The organism is Nonomuraea sp. NPDC049269, from assembly GCF_043197155.1.
Lineage (GTDB): Bacteria > Actinomycetota > Actinomycetes > Streptosporangiales > Streptosporangiaceae > Nonomuraea.
In genome coordinates this window covers 75719-91226 of the sequence record NZ_JBICSO010000003.1, presented here as the reverse complement: position 1 = coordinate 91226, position 15508 = coordinate 75719, and the positions used below count along the sequence as shown (strand labels likewise).

At 67.4% G+C, this 15508-nt stretch carries 12 protein-coding genes; 10 read left to right on the top strand and 2 right to left on the bottom strand.

What is annotated here, in order from left to right:
* Window positions 1–5: 5 nt before the first annotated feature.
* From ACGFNP_RS18125 to ACGFNP_RS18100, 6 genes are all read left to right on the top strand, one after another.
* On the top strand, window positions 6–674 hold the full coding sequence (locus tag ACGFNP_RS18125) for a ribonuclease HII (RefSeq protein WP_358317351.1): 669 nt from the start codon (window positions 6–8) through the stop codon (window positions 672–674).
* A gap of 39 nt (window positions 675–713) precedes the next feature.
* Window positions 714–1037, top strand: a complete 324-nt coding sequence (locus ACGFNP_RS18120; protein ID WP_026215037.1) for a DUF2469 domain-containing protein — start codon at window positions 714–716, stop codon at window positions 1035–1037.
* A gap of 1295 nt (window positions 1038–2332) precedes the next feature.
* The gene (locus ACGFNP_RS18115) at window positions 2333–2686 is read left to right on the top strand and encodes a YraN family protein (protein WP_358317353.1); all 354 of its coding nucleotides are present in this window, start codon (window positions 2333–2335) and stop codon (window positions 2684–2686) included.
* A 1-nt stretch (window position 2687) separates the two neighbouring features.
* A complete protein-coding gene (locus tag ACGFNP_RS18110; RefSeq protein ID WP_358317355.1) occupies window positions 2688–4223 on the top strand; it encodes a YifB family Mg chelatase-like AAA ATPase in 1536 nt (511 codons plus the stop codon).
* A gap of 136 nt (window positions 4224–4359) precedes the next feature.
* Complete coding sequence (gene dprA, locus ACGFNP_RS18105; protein ID WP_393319848.1) at window positions 4360–5874, top strand: DNA-processing protein DprA; 1515 nt, start codon at window positions 4360–4362, stop codon at window positions 5872–5874.
* 973 nt (window positions 5875–6847) lie between these two features.
* On the top strand, window positions 6848–7711 hold the full coding sequence (locus ACGFNP_RS18100) for a tyrosine recombinase XerC (RefSeq protein ID WP_393321542.1): 864 nt from the start codon (window positions 6848–6850) through the stop codon (window positions 7709–7711).
* 927 nt (window positions 7712–8638) lie between these two features.
* Here the strand turns inward: ACGFNP_RS18100 and ACGFNP_RS18095 are convergent.
* Entirely contained in the window at window positions 8639–10168 is a 1530-nt protein-coding gene (locus tag ACGFNP_RS18095) for a peptidoglycan DD-metalloendopeptidase family protein (RefSeq protein ID WP_393319845.1), read from the bottom strand.
* Window positions 10169–10300: 132 nt separating this feature from the next.
* On the opposite strand from ACGFNP_RS18095, the gene ACGFNP_RS18090 reads away from it, so the two are divergent.
* The gene (locus ACGFNP_RS18090) at window positions 10301–10774 is read left to right on the top strand and encodes a GNAT family N-acetyltransferase (RefSeq protein ID WP_393321539.1); all 474 of its coding nucleotides are present in this window, start codon (window positions 10301–10303) and stop codon (window positions 10772–10774) included.
* Window positions 10775–10933: 159 nt separating this feature from the next.
* On the opposite strand, the gene ACGFNP_RS18085 is transcribed toward ACGFNP_RS18090, so the two are convergent.
* Window positions 10934–12295 carry an MFS transporter gene (locus ACGFNP_RS18085; RefSeq protein ID WP_393319842.1) on the bottom strand — a complete coding sequence of 454 codons (1362 nt, stop codon included), beginning with the start codon at window positions 12293–12295 and terminating at the stop codon, window positions 10934–10936.
* 273 nt (window positions 12296–12568) lie between these two features.
* Here ACGFNP_RS18085 and ACGFNP_RS18080 point away from each other — a divergent pair, with 273 nt between their 5' ends.
* From ACGFNP_RS18080 to tsf, 3 genes are all read left to right on the top strand, one after another.
* The gene (locus ACGFNP_RS18080) at window positions 12569–13183 is read left to right on the top strand and encodes a winged helix-turn-helix domain-containing protein (RefSeq protein WP_358317363.1); all 615 of its coding nucleotides are present in this window, start codon (window positions 12569–12571) and stop codon (window positions 13181–13183) included.
* A gap of 219 nt (window positions 13184–13402) precedes the next feature.
* A complete protein-coding gene (gene rpsB / locus ACGFNP_RS18075; RefSeq protein WP_393319839.1) occupies window positions 13403–14377 on the top strand; it encodes a 30S ribosomal protein S2 in 975 nt (324 codons plus the stop codon).
* A 276-nt stretch (window positions 14378–14653) separates the two neighbouring features.
* Window positions 14654–15487, top strand: coding sequence for a translation elongation factor Ts (gene tsf, locus ACGFNP_RS18070; protein ID WP_358317367.1), 834 nt, complete (start codon window positions 14654–14656; stop codon window positions 15485–15487).
* Window positions 15488–15508 lie beyond the last annotated feature (21 nt).

The window sequence follows — 15508 nt, the reverse complement described above, 5'->3', positions numbered from 1 at the left end:
TTGTCATGACAGTTGCGTTTCGCCCTCGGCCCAGCGTTGTCCGGCGTGATTCCGGGCTCTATGCCTATGAGCGGGCCCTGGCCCGCCGGGGCCTGACCCCGATCGCCGGGGTCGACGAAGCGGGCCGGGGGGCCTGCGCCGGTCCGCTGGTGGTCGCCGCGGCCATCCTGCGCAGGCCGATCGACGGGCTGAACGACTCGAAACTGCTGGTGCCGGCCGTACGAGAGCGGCTCTATGACCTGATCATGGATTCGGCGCACGTCGGGGTGGTCGTCATCCCCCCGGCGGAGATCGACGCGCGGGGGCTGCACAAGAGCAACGTGGCCGGAATGCGGCGAGCCGTGGCACGGTTGACCTGTGACCCGGGGTACATCCTCACGGACGGCTTCCCCGTCCCGGGCCTGCCCGCGCCCTCGCTGGCGGTGTGGAAGGGAGACCAGGTGGCCGCGTGCGTGGCCGCGGCCTCGATCGTGGCCAAGGTGACCAGGGACCGCATGATGGTCGAGCTGGACGCCGAGTTCCCGGGCTACGGCTTCGCCGAGCACAAGGGGTACGTCACTCCAGGACACAGACTGGCCCTGGAGACGAACGGCCCTTGCTCCCACCACCGTTACTCGTTCGTCACGGTGGCCAGGGAGATGGGGGAAAATGAAATGGGGGCCGGGGTTGCCTGACCAGGCGAACCGGAAGACCGGTACGACAGGAGGACCGCGATGAGCGCAGAGGATCTCGAAAAGTACGAAACCGAGATGGAGCTGCAGCTTTACCGCGAATACCGCGATGTCGTCGGGCTGTTTACGTATGTCGTGGAGACGGAGCGGCGCTTCTACCTGACCAACTCGGTAGATCTCGACGTCCGGACCGCGGAGAACGGGGACGTGTTCTTCGATGTGAAGATGCAGGATGCTTGGGTTTGGGATATGTACCGGCCTGCACGGTTTGTGAAGAATGTGCGGGTGGTTACGTTCAAGGACGTCAACGTCGAGGAACTGGCCAAGGCCGACCTGGAGATGCCGAAGGAGGGCTTCTCGGGGTAGGTGCTGTTTGAGGGGCGTTGGGGACTGGCCTTTGGTTTGCGGGGGCTGGGGTTGCTGTGGGGTGGTTGTTGGGTGGGACGGGTGGTTGCGGTCAGCCGCCACCTGTGAAGGGCCGCAACCCACGGCCATCCACCAGCCCGCCTGCTCGGTCATCCATGGGTCCGCCTGGCTACCTGCTCGGCCATCCATGGGTTCGTCTGGCTACCTGCTCGGCCATCAACTGGCCTGCACGCGCGGCCACCCGCTGGGCCGCTCACCCCATAGGACCCCTGTCCGGCCCATCCGCCGGTCCGCCCGCGCGGCCGTCCGCATAGGACCCCTGAACCCGGCCAGGGCCCACCCGCCCACAACGGTCTTCGATCCACAGTTCATCCGCCGGGGGCCAATTGCGGTCACCCACCGAAGCCCTTCCCGCAGCCCGGCCCACCGAGCCGCCCACGCGCGATTAACCACGGGACGGCCCCACGGCTCGTCCGCTGCGGGCCACCCGCGGACGCCCATCAGGGCTGCCCTTCGCAACCACTCGCTGGGCTGCCCTGCGCCCACGCGGTCAGTCATCGCCGCCCGCTGGGCCCTTCGCGACCATCCGGCGAGCCTCCCCGCACCCGCACTGGGCGCCACCCCGGCCATTCACCGGGCTCTCCCATGGACCGCCCGGCTCTCCGCCAGCCCGCCCGGCTCTCCGACAAACGAGCCACCGGGCCTCCCGCGCGACGACCCACTGAGCCACCCCCAGGACCGCTGACCGAGCTCGCCCGAGGCTTGCCGACAGCCACCACTGGGGCCCTTTCCACGGCCATCTGCCAGGCCGTCCCGACCACCCTTCCAAAGGACCACTGACCGTGCCCCGCAGCCGCCACTAGGCCCCAGCCACCAAACGAGGCCGCCCACAGTCGCCCCCTGGGATCCACCACCGATCTCACCCACCAGGGTCGCCAGTCGGCGCTGTCACCAGCCGCCACCCCGGACCGCGCCCCTGATCAGGCACAATACGGCTTCGCAGGATCGGTGCCTCGCGTCCATGGCGGCGTATCGCGTCAAGTAGCGCGGCTCCCTCCGTCGGGCTTCCTCCGTTCGGCTCACCCAGCGCGGCTCACCCAGGGGAGCTCACCCAGCGCGGCTCAGCCCGGGCAGCAGCACGCCCAGGGCAGCTCACCCAGCGCGGTGCCGGACGCCCGGATCAGCCCCGGACTTATCCACAACCCGGCGCCAACACCCCCGGCCTATCCACAGAACCTCGCTCGGCCCGACCGCCCCACCCCCGGTACGCGAAAGTCAGGGCCCGGAGGTGCCACATGGCCGCGAGGAACGACCTCGGCAAACACGGCGAGCAACTAGCCGTCAACTACCTGGAAGCCGAGGGAATGACCATCATCGAACGCAACTGGCGCTGCCGTCACGGCGAGATCGACATCATCGCCGAAGACGGCCCCAACCTGGTCGTAGTAGAGGTCAAGACCAGATCCAGCCGATCACACGGCACGGCCCTGGAGTCGGTAGGGCAGGCCAAACTGGCCAGACTCCGCATGCTGGCCGCCAAGTGGCTCACAACCCAACCCCGCACCTTCGACACGGTCAGAGTCGACGTGATCGCCCTGGAGCGTTTCGCCGGCGACTACTCCCTGCGTCACGTACGGGGGGCGATCTGAGATGGCAGTAGCGCGAACCCGCAGCGTGGCCCTGGTCGGCGTCAAAGGCCGCAGCGTCGAGGTGGAAGCCGACGTGGGCAACGGCCTGGCGGGGATCCACCTCATCGGCCTCCCGGACACAGCACTCAGCGAGGCCAGGGAACGGGTCAGATCGGCAATGGTCAACAGTCATTATCCCTGGCCCGACGCCCGCATCACGGTAAGCCTCTTTCCCGCGAGCCTCCCCAAGCGGGGCAGCCAGTTCGATCTCGCCATAGCCATCGCGATACTGGGCGCAGCCGGAGTGGTCCCCGCCGACCGGGTCGCAGAGCCATTTTTCCTCGGCGAGCTCGGCCTCGACGGACGCCTGAGACCCGTACGAGGCGTTCTCCCGTCGGTGCTGGGCGCGGCCGAGCACGGAGACGTCACGGTGGTCATCCCCGCCGCCAACTCGGCGGAAGCGGCACTTGTGCCCGACGTCAAGGTGGCACCCTTCGCCGACCTACGCCAGCTCGTCGAGTGGCTACGAAGGGGAGACGATCCGCCAGAGCCGTACATCCAAGACACCCCAGAGCCGCAGCCGCTGACCATCCAGCCCACGGTCGACCTGTCCGACGTGGCCGGCCAGCCGGTCGCCCGCCGGGCGCTCGAGATATGCGCCGCCGGAGGCCACAACATCTGGATGCTCGGCCCGCCCGGCACAGGCAAGACCCTGTTGGCCGAACGCCTGCCCACGCTCCTGCCCGACCTGGAGCTCGACCACGCCCTCGAGGTGACGGCCATTCATTCGGTGGCGGGCATCCTGCCGGCCAGCAGCCCGATGCTGAGCAGACCGCCGTTCGTCAGCCCCCACCACACCGCCACGGCGGCGGCCATCGTCGGCGGCGGCAGCACCGTCATACGCCCAGGCGCAGTCTCCCTCGCCCACCGGGGAGTCCTGTTCATGGACGAAGCTCCAGAGTTCCCCCGCCACATCCTCGACTCCCTCCGCCAGCCCCTTGAGACTGGTCGCGTGACGGTGTCCAGGTCGGCAGGCTCCGTCACCTTCCCGGCCCGCTTCATGCTCGTACTCGCCGCCAACCCATGCCCCTGCGCCCAGCCCCAGGACCAGGGGGAAAACTGCCAGTGCTCCCCGACGATGAGACGCCGCTACCTGGCCAGACTGTCCGGCCCGCTTCTCGACCGCATAGACATGAAGGTCACAGTCGCCCGTACGTCCAGACGCGAGCTCATGGCAGACCGCCAGTTCGTCGAACCAAGCAAAACCGTGGCCCAACGCGTACTGGCAGCCCGCGAACGAGCCGCCAAACGCCTGGCCGGCACCGCCTGGCGTACGAACGCCGAAATCCCGTCCGCCGCCCTCCACGCCGACTACCGCCCTTCGGACGCCGCCATGAAGTGCATGACGACCGCCCTGGACTCGGGCACCCTCAGCGCGCGCGGCCTCGATCGCGTCCTACGAGTCGCATGGACCCTTACGGACCTGGCAGGAAAACCCCACCCCGAATACGCGGAAACATCGACGGCACTCGCCTTGTGGCTGGGGGTGAACACGTGACCACCCCATCCACCCCGCAGCGGCCACCGCGTTCCCCCGCCCAGCTCCCTTACCGAGCCCAACTCCACCTCCGCCATCCCGTCATGAAGGCGTTCCCACCGCCGGTCACCAAGATCCCTAACCCTCAGGAGCGTCGATGACGAGAGCAGAAGTGGAGGCAAGAGCCGCCCTCATGCGTGCAGCCGACGCCGGGGACCCCACCATGGGCCGTCTCATCGCCTGCTGTGGGGTTGAGGCAGCAATCGACGCCGTACGTACGGAGACCCTCCCACCCGACTTCATCACCCAGGAAACCCAAGACCAACACATCACAGTCCCGTCCCAACGAGAAACAGCTGACCAAAGCTGGCAGCAAGTCACAGAACTCACGCCGCACCACATCGCAGACCTCAACCAGCGACAGCTCCCAAACTCAAGCCAGCAACGCAAAGAAGGCCCCGCCCAAGAACACATCACGAACCCCAGCGAGCAATGCGGAACGACCCTCACCCAGCAACGAACCGCAAACCCCACCCAGCGGCACATCACGGAGTCCGCTCATCAAATCGGAGCAGCCCTCGCCGAGCGGCGCCTAACAGACCTCACCCAGCGACTACGCGCCTGGCACGCCCGCCTGGCATCCGCCGACCCCATAGCCGACCTCGCCGAGGGCGAACGAAGCGGAGCCAGATTCATCATCCCCGGCAGTCCCGAATGGCCCACCCAACTGGACCAGCTCGGACCCCGCCGCCCCCTCGGCCTGTGGCTCCACGGCTCGGCCGACCTGCGCTTCTCCTGCCTGCGATCGGTCGCCGTCGTCGGCGCACGGGCTGCTACGGCGTACGGCGTGCACGTCGCGGCCCAGTTCGCCGTGGGATTCAGCGACTCAGGCTGGACGGTGGTCTCAGGCGGCGCATTCGGCATAGACGGCGCGGCACATCGCGGTTCCCTGGCCGCGGACTCTCCCACGGTCGTCGTCCTGGCCTGCGGCGTCGATGTCACCTACCCGACCGGACACCACGAACTGTTCGCCGCCGCCCGCGACCAGGGCGTAGTGGTCAGCGAGTGCCCTCCGGGCGTCCACCCCACCCGAGCGCGCTTCCTCATCAGGAACCGCTTGATCGCCGCCCTGTCCCGAGGCACCGTCGTGGTGGAGGCGGCACTCCGCAGCGGCGCACTCAACACGGCCGGTCACGCCTTGTCGCTGCAACGCCACCTGGCGGCCGTACCAGGCCCGATCACCTCCACCATGTCGGCCGGCTGCCACCGCCTGCTTCGCGAACGCAAGGCCGTATGTGTCACCTCACCCGAAGAAGTGATCGAACTAGTCGGCGCGATAGGAGACGACCTGGCCCCCCAATCTCGCGGCCCGGCCGTCCCGCGAGACACGCTGAACGAAACGACCAGCCGCGTCCTCGACGCCATCCCCACACGCGGCGCCGCCGGCCCCGCGTCCATCGCGGTAGCGGCAGGAGTCTCCCTGGACGCGGCTTTGAGCGCACTGGGCGGCCTGGCCGCCGCAGGCTACGTCGAAAGAGTGGACAAGGGCTGGCGCACCCGCAAAACGCCGTCGAGTACGTACCAGAAGGCCAACGAAACGGCCCCACCACGGCAATACCCCTCAGACCAAACCGACTATGACGATCTCCCCCCAGCCCCCGACGACCCGTGAACTTCCCGAACAGTCCACACTGATGTCCGCTGAGCCACCGATGGCGATATCCGGGTTGTGGGCGATCGTCGAAATCGCCACCGCCCGCCGGGATTGGTCAGCGCCATCACTTGCGGGAAGCATTCCCCTCCTGCTGGCTGGCCGCCGATCGGTCGGCACTCCCGCCCCGATAGATGGCATCCCGCCAAGGCGTGGGAGTGCCACGGCCAAGATCGAGATCGAGACCCTCAAAGCGCCGATGATCGCCCCTCGACGCCTCGCGAGGGGCGTCATCCTCCCGAACAACTGCCGACCGCTGTGCAAAGCTGGAGAAACGAGGCAGGGGCAAGACCAGATACGCCACACCGTGGAAGCGGAAGAGACGTACCCGAAACAGCAGATCGCAGATACGGCGCGATGAGCGAGCCCAGGTACGTTCGCACCGCTCGGGAGAGCCGGCTGGAGCTCATCGGACCGGAGGAGGTCGAGCTGATCGGCACAGACAGGCCACAGAAGCTGCTCAGAGCACACGAACCGAAGAGACGGATCAGCGGGCAGGTCCATCCAGGTTGGCTGGTGGACGTGGGTTGGTCGGTGGAATGCGGAGGGACAGAGCTGGTCAGCGGGTCGGGACCGTCTAGGTCGGTTGGTGGACGTGGCCTATCCGTCTGGTCGATGGCTGCGGGCTGGTCAGCGAACCCCGACCGATGGGACCGGTCAGCGACCCGACTCATGAAACCGGTCAGTGGCGGCCGCCTAGTGGGTCTATCCGCATCAGCGGGCCAATCGATGGGCAGCCGTCGGGCTGGGTTGGCGAAGAGGCGTGGGCTGTTTAGCGAAGGCGGGCCGTAGGCCTGCACGGGCACCGCTAGGACCGCATGGACAGATGACAGGGCGCTTGACATCGATCACCTGGTGCGCGGCTCCGGGAGAGGTCGGCGTCTACGAGAGGGAGGCGATTGTGGCCGACGGGTGGCTGGGAGCGGATGAGGTGATGGCCGAGTTCGGCAGATACTTGCGGTTCGAGAGAGACCTGTCTCCGCACACAGTCCGCGCGTACCTCTCTGACGTCACGGCCCTGTTCGACCACCTGAACAACCGACTCCACGGCCTCGACATCGCTACGTTGCGCGAATGGCTGGCCGAGCAGCATGCCGACGGTAAGGCGAGGGCCACGCTGGCGCGCAGGACCGCGTGCATCCGTACCTTCACGGCCTATTGCCATCGCAGAGGCTGGTTGCCGGATGACCCCGGCTTGCTGTTGGGCAGCGCCAAGGCGCCCCGCCCGCTGCCCGCTGTGCTCAATCAACAGCAGGCACAGGCCGTCCTCGAAGCGCCGTCGGCCGAAGAGCCCAAGAAACTGCGAGATCAGGCCATCCTGGAGCTGCTGTACGCCACGGGCGTGCGAGTGAGCGAGCTGTGCGCGTTGGACGTCGATGACGTCGACCGGGATCGGCACGTCATCAGAGTGCTGGGCAAGGGCCGTAAGGAACGATCGGTTCCGTTCGGATTGCCCGCACTCCGGGCCCTGGACAAGTGGTGCGTACACGGACGGCCTCTGTGGATCCGTGCAGGCTCAGGGGCGGCGGTGTTCCTTGGGGTGCGAGGCGGTCGGATAGACGCGGGTACGGTCCGACGGGTGGTGCACGCTCGCCTGCGCGAGGTCGAGGGAGCGCCGGACATGGGCCCGCACGGGCTGAGACACAGCGCGGCGACGCACCTACTCGAGGGCGGCGCCGACCTCCGCAGCGTCCAGGAACTCCTCGGGCACGCCTCCCTGCACACGACCCAGATCTACACGCATGTCTCAATCGAGAGACTCCGCACGGCATACCGCCAGGCACACCCCAGGGCGTGAACGGGCACAGACTCGGCGGCCAACCGGGCTACCGGAGTTCGGAATCAGCTGCCCTGCGCTGCGCTGCCCTGCCCTGCCCTGCGCTACGCGGCTCCGCCGTGCGCTGCCTGCGCTGTGCTGCTCCGCGGGTGGCTCGCCGACGACGACGGCATGGTCTGCGCGTGCACCATCGGTTTCACCCGCTCCACCCTGATCCGCCTCCGCAACGGGCCAGGAGGGAAGACCGGTGGTGGTTCGGCGGCGGTTGAGACGGTATCCACAAGCTCTACCTGCGCGCCAACGGGATCCGCCGGGCTGCCCCCGCGCCCACGCGGTCATCCGCCGTTGCCCGCTGGGCCGTTGGGGCCATCTGGCGAATCGCCTGTACCGAACCTGTCCACTGGACGATGGCGCATCCACCTCGGAGCATCCACCTCCTGTCGTTCCAAGATCGGGTATCGCGAACAGTGCGGTCAGTAGAGGCGGGGCGTCTCAGGCGAATCTGCGCGGCCGAGACGAAGTCGACGTCGGTCTAATCAGCGGCTTGGCGGAGGAGGTTGGCAGCCTCCTCCGCCGGACACCTTCCGGTAGCGGCTTCGTCGCCTCCGGCCGCTCAAAGTGAAAGCGCTGTACATGGCCGGACGAGCGAAGCAGAGCGGCGTCGAGTGCGCACTCCGGACAGCCCAGCGCCGACTGAGCTTCCTCACTCTGCGGCTGCAAAGACGTGGTTTCTCGTCGCAGGATCCGGCGAATGGGCCAGCGGCAAGTGGGTCATGGCTATGCACGAGAACCTCTTCAACGAACAACGCGGCTCTGCCGACGACGGAAAATTGCTCTGGCACTAATTCCGAAATAAGTGCCAGAGCCAAGATTCAGCGGTCGTTGACAGGCTCACGTGGCGGCGATCAGACACCGTCCCGGTTGCCGTGAAGCATGCCCCTGTCGTGACTAGTTGTGCCTCACGCGTTGGCGCCCCCGTGGCTGGCGGGATCGACTTCTCAGTCCGAGATAACGCCGCTTGTGCTGCTGTTTGCGGTGCTGGCCTCTTGCGGCTCCATGTTGCTGTGTGCGTGAACATCGAATACGGCGGATCAGGGTGAACAGCAGCCATGCGCTCAAGAGCGCACCCGCGCTGATGGCTGAGATGGCCGGTGTTGAAGCGGAACGTGTTACGAAGCGGGGAGTCGGTTTGGGGGCCGCACGCTCGGGGGTTTGGCCCGAAGGGGTGGGGTCGGGAGCAGGGGTGGGATCTGACCGACGGGCCGGTGTTGAGGGGAGAGCAGTCGAGGATGTTGTCGCTGTGGGTGCTGCGGTGATGGGTGCTGTTTGGAGGTGCCCGATGTTCCGGAGTGACGGTTGCGGCGAAAGAACGAAGGCGTTGTGGTCGCTAGGACCGTCCGGGGAGTAGGGACCTTCTAGGTTGTCCAGGGTGTTCGGACCGCCCAGGGTGTTCCGGTCGAATCTGCTCGGACTGCCTGTGCCGTTCGGACTGCCTGTGCTGCCGCCCGTGCTGCCCGTGCTGCCCGTGCTGCCCGTGCCGTCCAGGGCGTCGAGGGCGTCCAGGTTCCAGTACGGGAGCAGGCGGATGTGGGCTCGGCCTAGGAGGAGCAGAGGGTCGAGGTAGTGGGTGCCGCGGAGGAGGCCCCAGTGGAGGCAGGATTCTTGGCAGTGACCCATTCGGTGTTCGATGAAACCGAGGCGGGTGCCGGGCGATACATGTTGGTCTCGGCGTACTGATGCGTTGACCGGCAGATACGTCGTGCGTAGGCCGTTCGCATGCTCGACGGTGACCACACCCCGGCCGGCGAGGGGGCCGGCGAAGCGGACGATGCCTGGGCCCGCGGCTACGACAGGTGTGGTGGGTGCGGCGGCGAGGTCGATGCCGCGGTGGCCTGACAGCCATGGCTCGGGTGGGGGCGTGAAGTGGCGGAGGATTCTGGGGTGTCCGTCCAGTGGCCATCGCCAGGTGGGACGGTCCGCGGCAGCGGGGCTTGCGGGCGTTAGGGAGATGGCGAAGGCGAGGAGGGTGGCCAGAAGAGTCAGCGGGCCTGGGGGCGCTACTCGCCGATGGGAGTTCGTTGGCGGGGGATGGGTCGGCGTGCTGCCGCTGGAGGAATATGGGCTGATTGTGGAGTTTTGGTGGGTGGGGGGCAGCGGGGAGTTGGGACTGGGGTGGGTGAAAGGGAATGGCGGCTGGGGCTTTGGGTGAGTGTATGGAGGAGGTGGCTGGGGCTTTGGGTGAGCGCACGTGGATAGCGGGTGGGTGCACGGGGATGGTGAGTGAGTGCGTGGGGATGGTGGCTGAGTGCGTGGCGATAGTGGGTGGGGCTTTGGGTGAGTGCATGAAGGTGATGGCTGGGACTTTGGGTGAATACACAGGGATGGCGGATCGGGCTTTGGGTTAGTGCGCGGAGGTCGCGGGTCGGGCTTTAGGTGGGTGAGTGGGGAGAGGGAATCGGAGGTGGGGGGAGTGGGCATGCGGTGAGTTTGTGGGAGGGCGGGGGGTGTTCGGAGAGGTGAACGTAATTCTGTGGAGGAAGGGGGTGTGGGGCGGTAAGCCTGTGGATAACCGCTGGCATCTGGGCCGGGGCGGGTTTGGGAGGCGGCATGATGGAGCTACGTGGATCTCGGGTGGTCCTGCGGGATGTTGTACAGGACGACGAGGCGCGGTTGCGGGAGATCGTTGCGACGCCTGAGGTGGCCCGGTGGTGGGGGCCTGTCGACGAGTTCGACGACATGCTGGCCATTACGGTCGGCGGTGAAGTGATCGGGGCGATTCAGTACGAGGAGGTGGAGGATCCGATGTATCGCAGTTCGGGGATCGACATCTTCCTCGGGCCTCAGTGGCATGGATGTGGGTTCGGCCAGGAAGCTGTTCGCACGTTGGCACGATGGTTGATTGAGGTGCGGGGACATCATCGGCTGACGATTGATCCTGCTGCGCACAATACGGTCGCCATCAACGCCTACGAGCGTGTGGGATTCAAGCGGGTGGGGATCATGCGGGCTTATGAGCGGAATCCGGTGACTGGGGAGTTTCACGACGGGCTGCTGATGGATCTGTTGGCGGGCGAACTGATCTAGCCAAGCGAGAGGCCCTGTCTGGACAAGCGGACGGTGGTGCCCAGGCAAAGGAGATCAAGCGAAGGGGCGTGCCTGGCCAGGCGAAGGGTTGTGATCGTTCGTCATGCTGTGTTCAGTTTTGTGTTCGTTCGTCATAGTCTGTCGGCGCGCCGGTGAATGTCAGCGGAGAGTGTCGTCAGACGAGCGTGCTTCCGCTGGAGCGGTGTGGGTCTTCGAGAGCTTGGGTGAGTGCTCGGGCGATTCTGGGTCCGTGGGATTCGACAAGCTGCGGTGACCGCGGGGGCGCAGGGGAGAGGCCCAGATCCAGATCGTGCTGAGCGCGATGCCGGCCGCGGAGACGATGATGACGGGACGCAGGCCCGCGAACTCCGCCAGCGCGCCGCCTGCGAGGCCTCCCAGGGCCAGGACCCCCTGTACGGCGAAGGTCAGGGTGGCGTTGACGCGGCCGCGGAGTTCGGGGGCGGTTTCGCGTAGGACGATCGCGCCCATGCAGGTGGCGAACGCGACCACGACGCCGCCCGTGATCGTGCCGGTGAGCGTGAGCAGGGTCAGTTTCCACCAGAGGGGGCCGCTGAGCAGGCCCACGGCCAGGATTTCGATCGGGAAGAAGAGTACGGAGACGAGCAGCACGCGGTTCTCGCCGTAGCGTTTGGCGGCGTGGGCGGTGATCCAGGCGCCAAGGAGGCCGCCGACGCCGCCGAGGGCGATGAGGGCGCCGATGAGGCCCCGGGGGATGCCGAGGGTGTTCACCATGTAGAGCATGTACACGGCCGTGTAGGCCATGGCGAAGAAGTTGATGGTGATGCCCGCGCCGAGGAGGGCGCGCAGGACGGGATGCGTGGTGCTGGCGCGGAGTCCTTCGGTCACGTCTCGCCACATGCCTCGGGAGGGGGCGGGCTCGTTCCGCTCCGGGGTACGGATCGAGCGCAGCAGCAGTGCGGAGGCCAGGAATGACAGCGCCTCCGCGAGCACCGCCAGAGGGGCCGTCAGGAGTTGTACGAGGAGTCCGGCCAGGCCGGGGCCGCCGACTGAGGCGACCGAATAGGAGGCGTGGAAGCCCGCCATCGCCTCCGTTCGCTGTTCGGGGGAGACGACCGCGGCCAGGTGGGGGAAGTTCGCGGCCTTGAAGAGTACGCCTGCTGAGCCGATGACCAAGGCGACGATGATCAACCAGAACGCGTTGAGTACGCCCAGGAGCCAGGCGAGGGGGACCGTCAGCGCGGCGGCGCAGGAGACGAGTTCGCAGGCGATCATGAGTGGGCGGTGGCGGGAGAGGCGGTCGGCTATCGCGCCTGACTGGAGGCCGAGGAATAGGGCGGGGAGTGAGGCGGCGGCTGTGAGGAGGCCCATTTCCATGGGGGAGGCGGTGAGGAGAGTGACGGCGGTCAGGGGGACGGCCAGCTTGGACACCTCGGAGCCGGTGATGGAGATGGTGCGGGCTGTCCAGAGCAGTCGATAGTCGCGCTGATTGCGGAGTGGTGCGAGGTCTGGCCCCGACAGAGGGTCCTTGGAGAAGGCCATGCCGCGGGTCGGAGAAGGAGGGCCAGCGGCGGGTGGGACAGCGGTGACGGCGGTGGCCGGGACGACGGTGGATGGGACGACGGTGGATGGGATGGGGGCGGACGGGGCGGACGGGGTGGACGGGGTGGATGGGGTGGACGTGGATGGGGTGGATGGGACGGGGTTGGGCATGGGAGGGCTCCTATTTGTGAAGGGAATGCTTCATAACTATGAAAGTAACCCTTCAGAGTTATGAAGGCAATGCTTCACGTCTCTTCCGGGTACCTTTGGGCCATGACGCGGGAGAGGGAGAGCCTCAGCGACCCCAAGGCGATGCGGGCTCTGGCGCACCCGGCCCGGCTGGCGATCCTGAATCGCCTCGGCATCGAGGGCAGTGCCACCGCCACCGAGGTCGCCGAGGTCGCCGGCATCACCCCGAGTGCCGCCAGCTATCACCTGCGCATGCTGGCCAAGTACGGATTCGTGGAGGATGCGCCGCCGCGCGGTGATGGGCGGGAGCGAGTCTGGAAGCCGGTGAGTACGCCTCTGTCGGTCGGCGTGCAGCCCGGCGATCAGCCGGAGGTGCGTGAGGCCAAGAACCTGCTGATCCAGGCATTTCGCAGGGAAGCGGACGAAGAGGCCCGGCGGGCACTGGAGAACATCGATCAGGAGCCCGAGGAGTGGCGCGCGGCGACCACCTTCAGCCGCCTGATGCTGAGGCTCGACGCCGAGGAGATGGCGCGGCTCAATGCGGAGGTCGAGAAGCTGTTCGAGCCGTACCTGGCGCGCAGCCGCGATGAGGGGGCGGCGCCTCCCGGTGCGAGGATCGCCGAGGCCCAGGTCAATCTTTTCCCGCACGTGAGGAGGGCGGCACCGGGGCTGCCCACGGAGGACCACGACGCGGGCTGACCCACAACGGTCAGGCCGGGGCGGCGTGGGAGGTAGACTTTTGGGTGGCCTGTTATCACAGGCCGACTTCGCATGCCCCATCGCGGACCGCGCCCTCGGTCCGAGCCACGGCTCGGCTGGAGCGGTTTCGGGGCATCAGGGCGGCAGCCACTGGGCTGCCGCAGCACAACCGAGAACTGCGCCCGCCCGCACGGGCGCCCAGACCTGGAGGACCATCACATGGCCCCCGTCGTCACCATGCGACAGCTGCTTGAGAGCGGCGTTCACTTCGGGCACCAGACGCGCCGCTGGAACCCGAAGATGAAGCGCTTCATCTTCACCGAGCGCAACGGCATCTACATCATTGACCTGCAGAAGTCGCTGTCCTTCATCGACCGTGCCTACGACTTCGTCAAGGAGACCGTCGCCCACGGCGGCACGATCCTGTTCATCGGCACCAAGAAGCAGGCGCAGGAAGCGATCTCCGAGCAGGCGGCCCGCGTCGGCATGCCGTACGTCAACCAGCGCTGGCTGGGTGGCATGCTCACCAACTTCTCCACCGTGCACAAGAGGCTTCAGCGCCTGAAGGAGCTCGAGGAGCTCGACTTCGACAACGTCGCCGCATCCGGGCTCACCAAGAAGGAGCTCCTCATGCGCCGGCGCGAGAAGGACAAGCTCGAGCGCACGCTCGGCGGCATCCGTGACATGGGCCGCGTGCCCAGCGCGGTGTGGATCGTCGACACCAAGAAGGAGCACATCGCGATCAGCGAGGCCAAGAAGCTTGGCATCCCTGTCGTCGCGATCCTCGACACCAACTGCGACCCCGACGAGGTCGACTACCCGATCCCCGGCAACGACGACGCCATCCGCGCCGTCGGCCTGCTGACCAGGGTCGTCGCCGATGGTGTCGCGGCCGGTCTGATGGCCCGTTCGGGCGCCGCCCGTGGTGACGAGAAGCCCGCTGCCGCCGAGCCGCTGGCCGAGTGGGAGCGCGAGCTCATCGAGCAGGGCGCCGCCGAGCAGGCCGCTCCCGCTGAGGCCGCCGCTCCCGAGGCTGAGGTCGCTGCCCCTGAGGCTGAGGCCGCCACCGAGGTTGAGGCTCCGGCTGAGGTCACGGCCGAGGCTGAGGTCGCTGCCCCTGAGGCTGAGGTCACCGCCGAGGCTGAGGCCGCTCCGGCCGCCGCCGAGGGCGAGACCGAGCAGCAGCAGGCCTGATCGCGCACGCCTCGGGTAAAGCCGAGGCGACGAGCGGGTGCGTAGCAAAAGGCCGAGCGCGGCCAAGCGCAACCGCAGAGGCTGAGCCCGGCGGCGGGGTGGACACCCCGCCGCCGGGCAGGGCCGGAAGAGCCGGGCAAGGCCGCGAACGGCAGGGCTGGTGCCCGGTAAGAACCCGAGCTCCTGTACGGCAGCCGCCGGCCGTACGAACCATAGGGTGGGCGCCGGATCGCCGACACCACCCGATCCACGACGAAATCCCACAAGGAAAAAGCAATGGCTTCCGTGAACATGGCCGACGTCAAGCGGCTTCGCGAGATCACCGCTGCCGGCATGATGTCCTGCAAGAAGGCGCTCGAAGAGGCTGACGGCGACATCGACCGCGCCATCGAGCTGCTGCGCCTCAAGGGCGCCAAGGACGTGGGCAAGCGCGAGGCGCGCACCGCCTCCAACGGCCTGGTCGCGCTCAAGCAGGACGGCGACTCCGCCGCGGCGCTGCTGGAGCTCAACTGCGAGACCGACTTCGTGGCCAAGGCCGAGCGCTTCCAGGAGCTGGCCGGTCAGGTCGTCGCGCACACCCTGGCCACCAAGCCGGCCGATGTGGCGGCGCTGCTCGAGTCTTCGTTCGACGGTAAGTCCGTCAAGGAGCACCTCGACGAGGCCAACGTCGCGCTGGGCGAGAAGATCGAGATCCGCCGCTTCGCGGTGCTGGAGGGCGGCTACGTCGGCGCCTACATGCACCGCACCGACCCGGCGCTGCCGCCGGCCGTCGGTGTGCTGGTCCAGCTGGACAAGCCGAACGCCGAGGTCGCCAAGGACATCGCGCAGCACGCCGCCGCGATGGCCCCCCAGTACCTCAACGCCGCGTCCGTGCCCGCCGACGTCGTCGACAAGGAGCGCAAGCTCTTCGAGGAGATGACGCGCGAGGAGGGCAAGCCCGAGGCCGCCATCGGCAAGATCGTCGAGGGCCGCGTCAACGGCTGGTACAAGGACTTCACCCTGCTCCAGCAGGCGTTCGTCAAGGACAACAAGAAGACCGTCGGCAAGTACGCCGAGGAGAATGGCACCGAGGTGCTGGCCTTCGTTCGCTTCAAGGTCGGCCAGGCTTAGGCTTGAACGAAATTCCAGCCC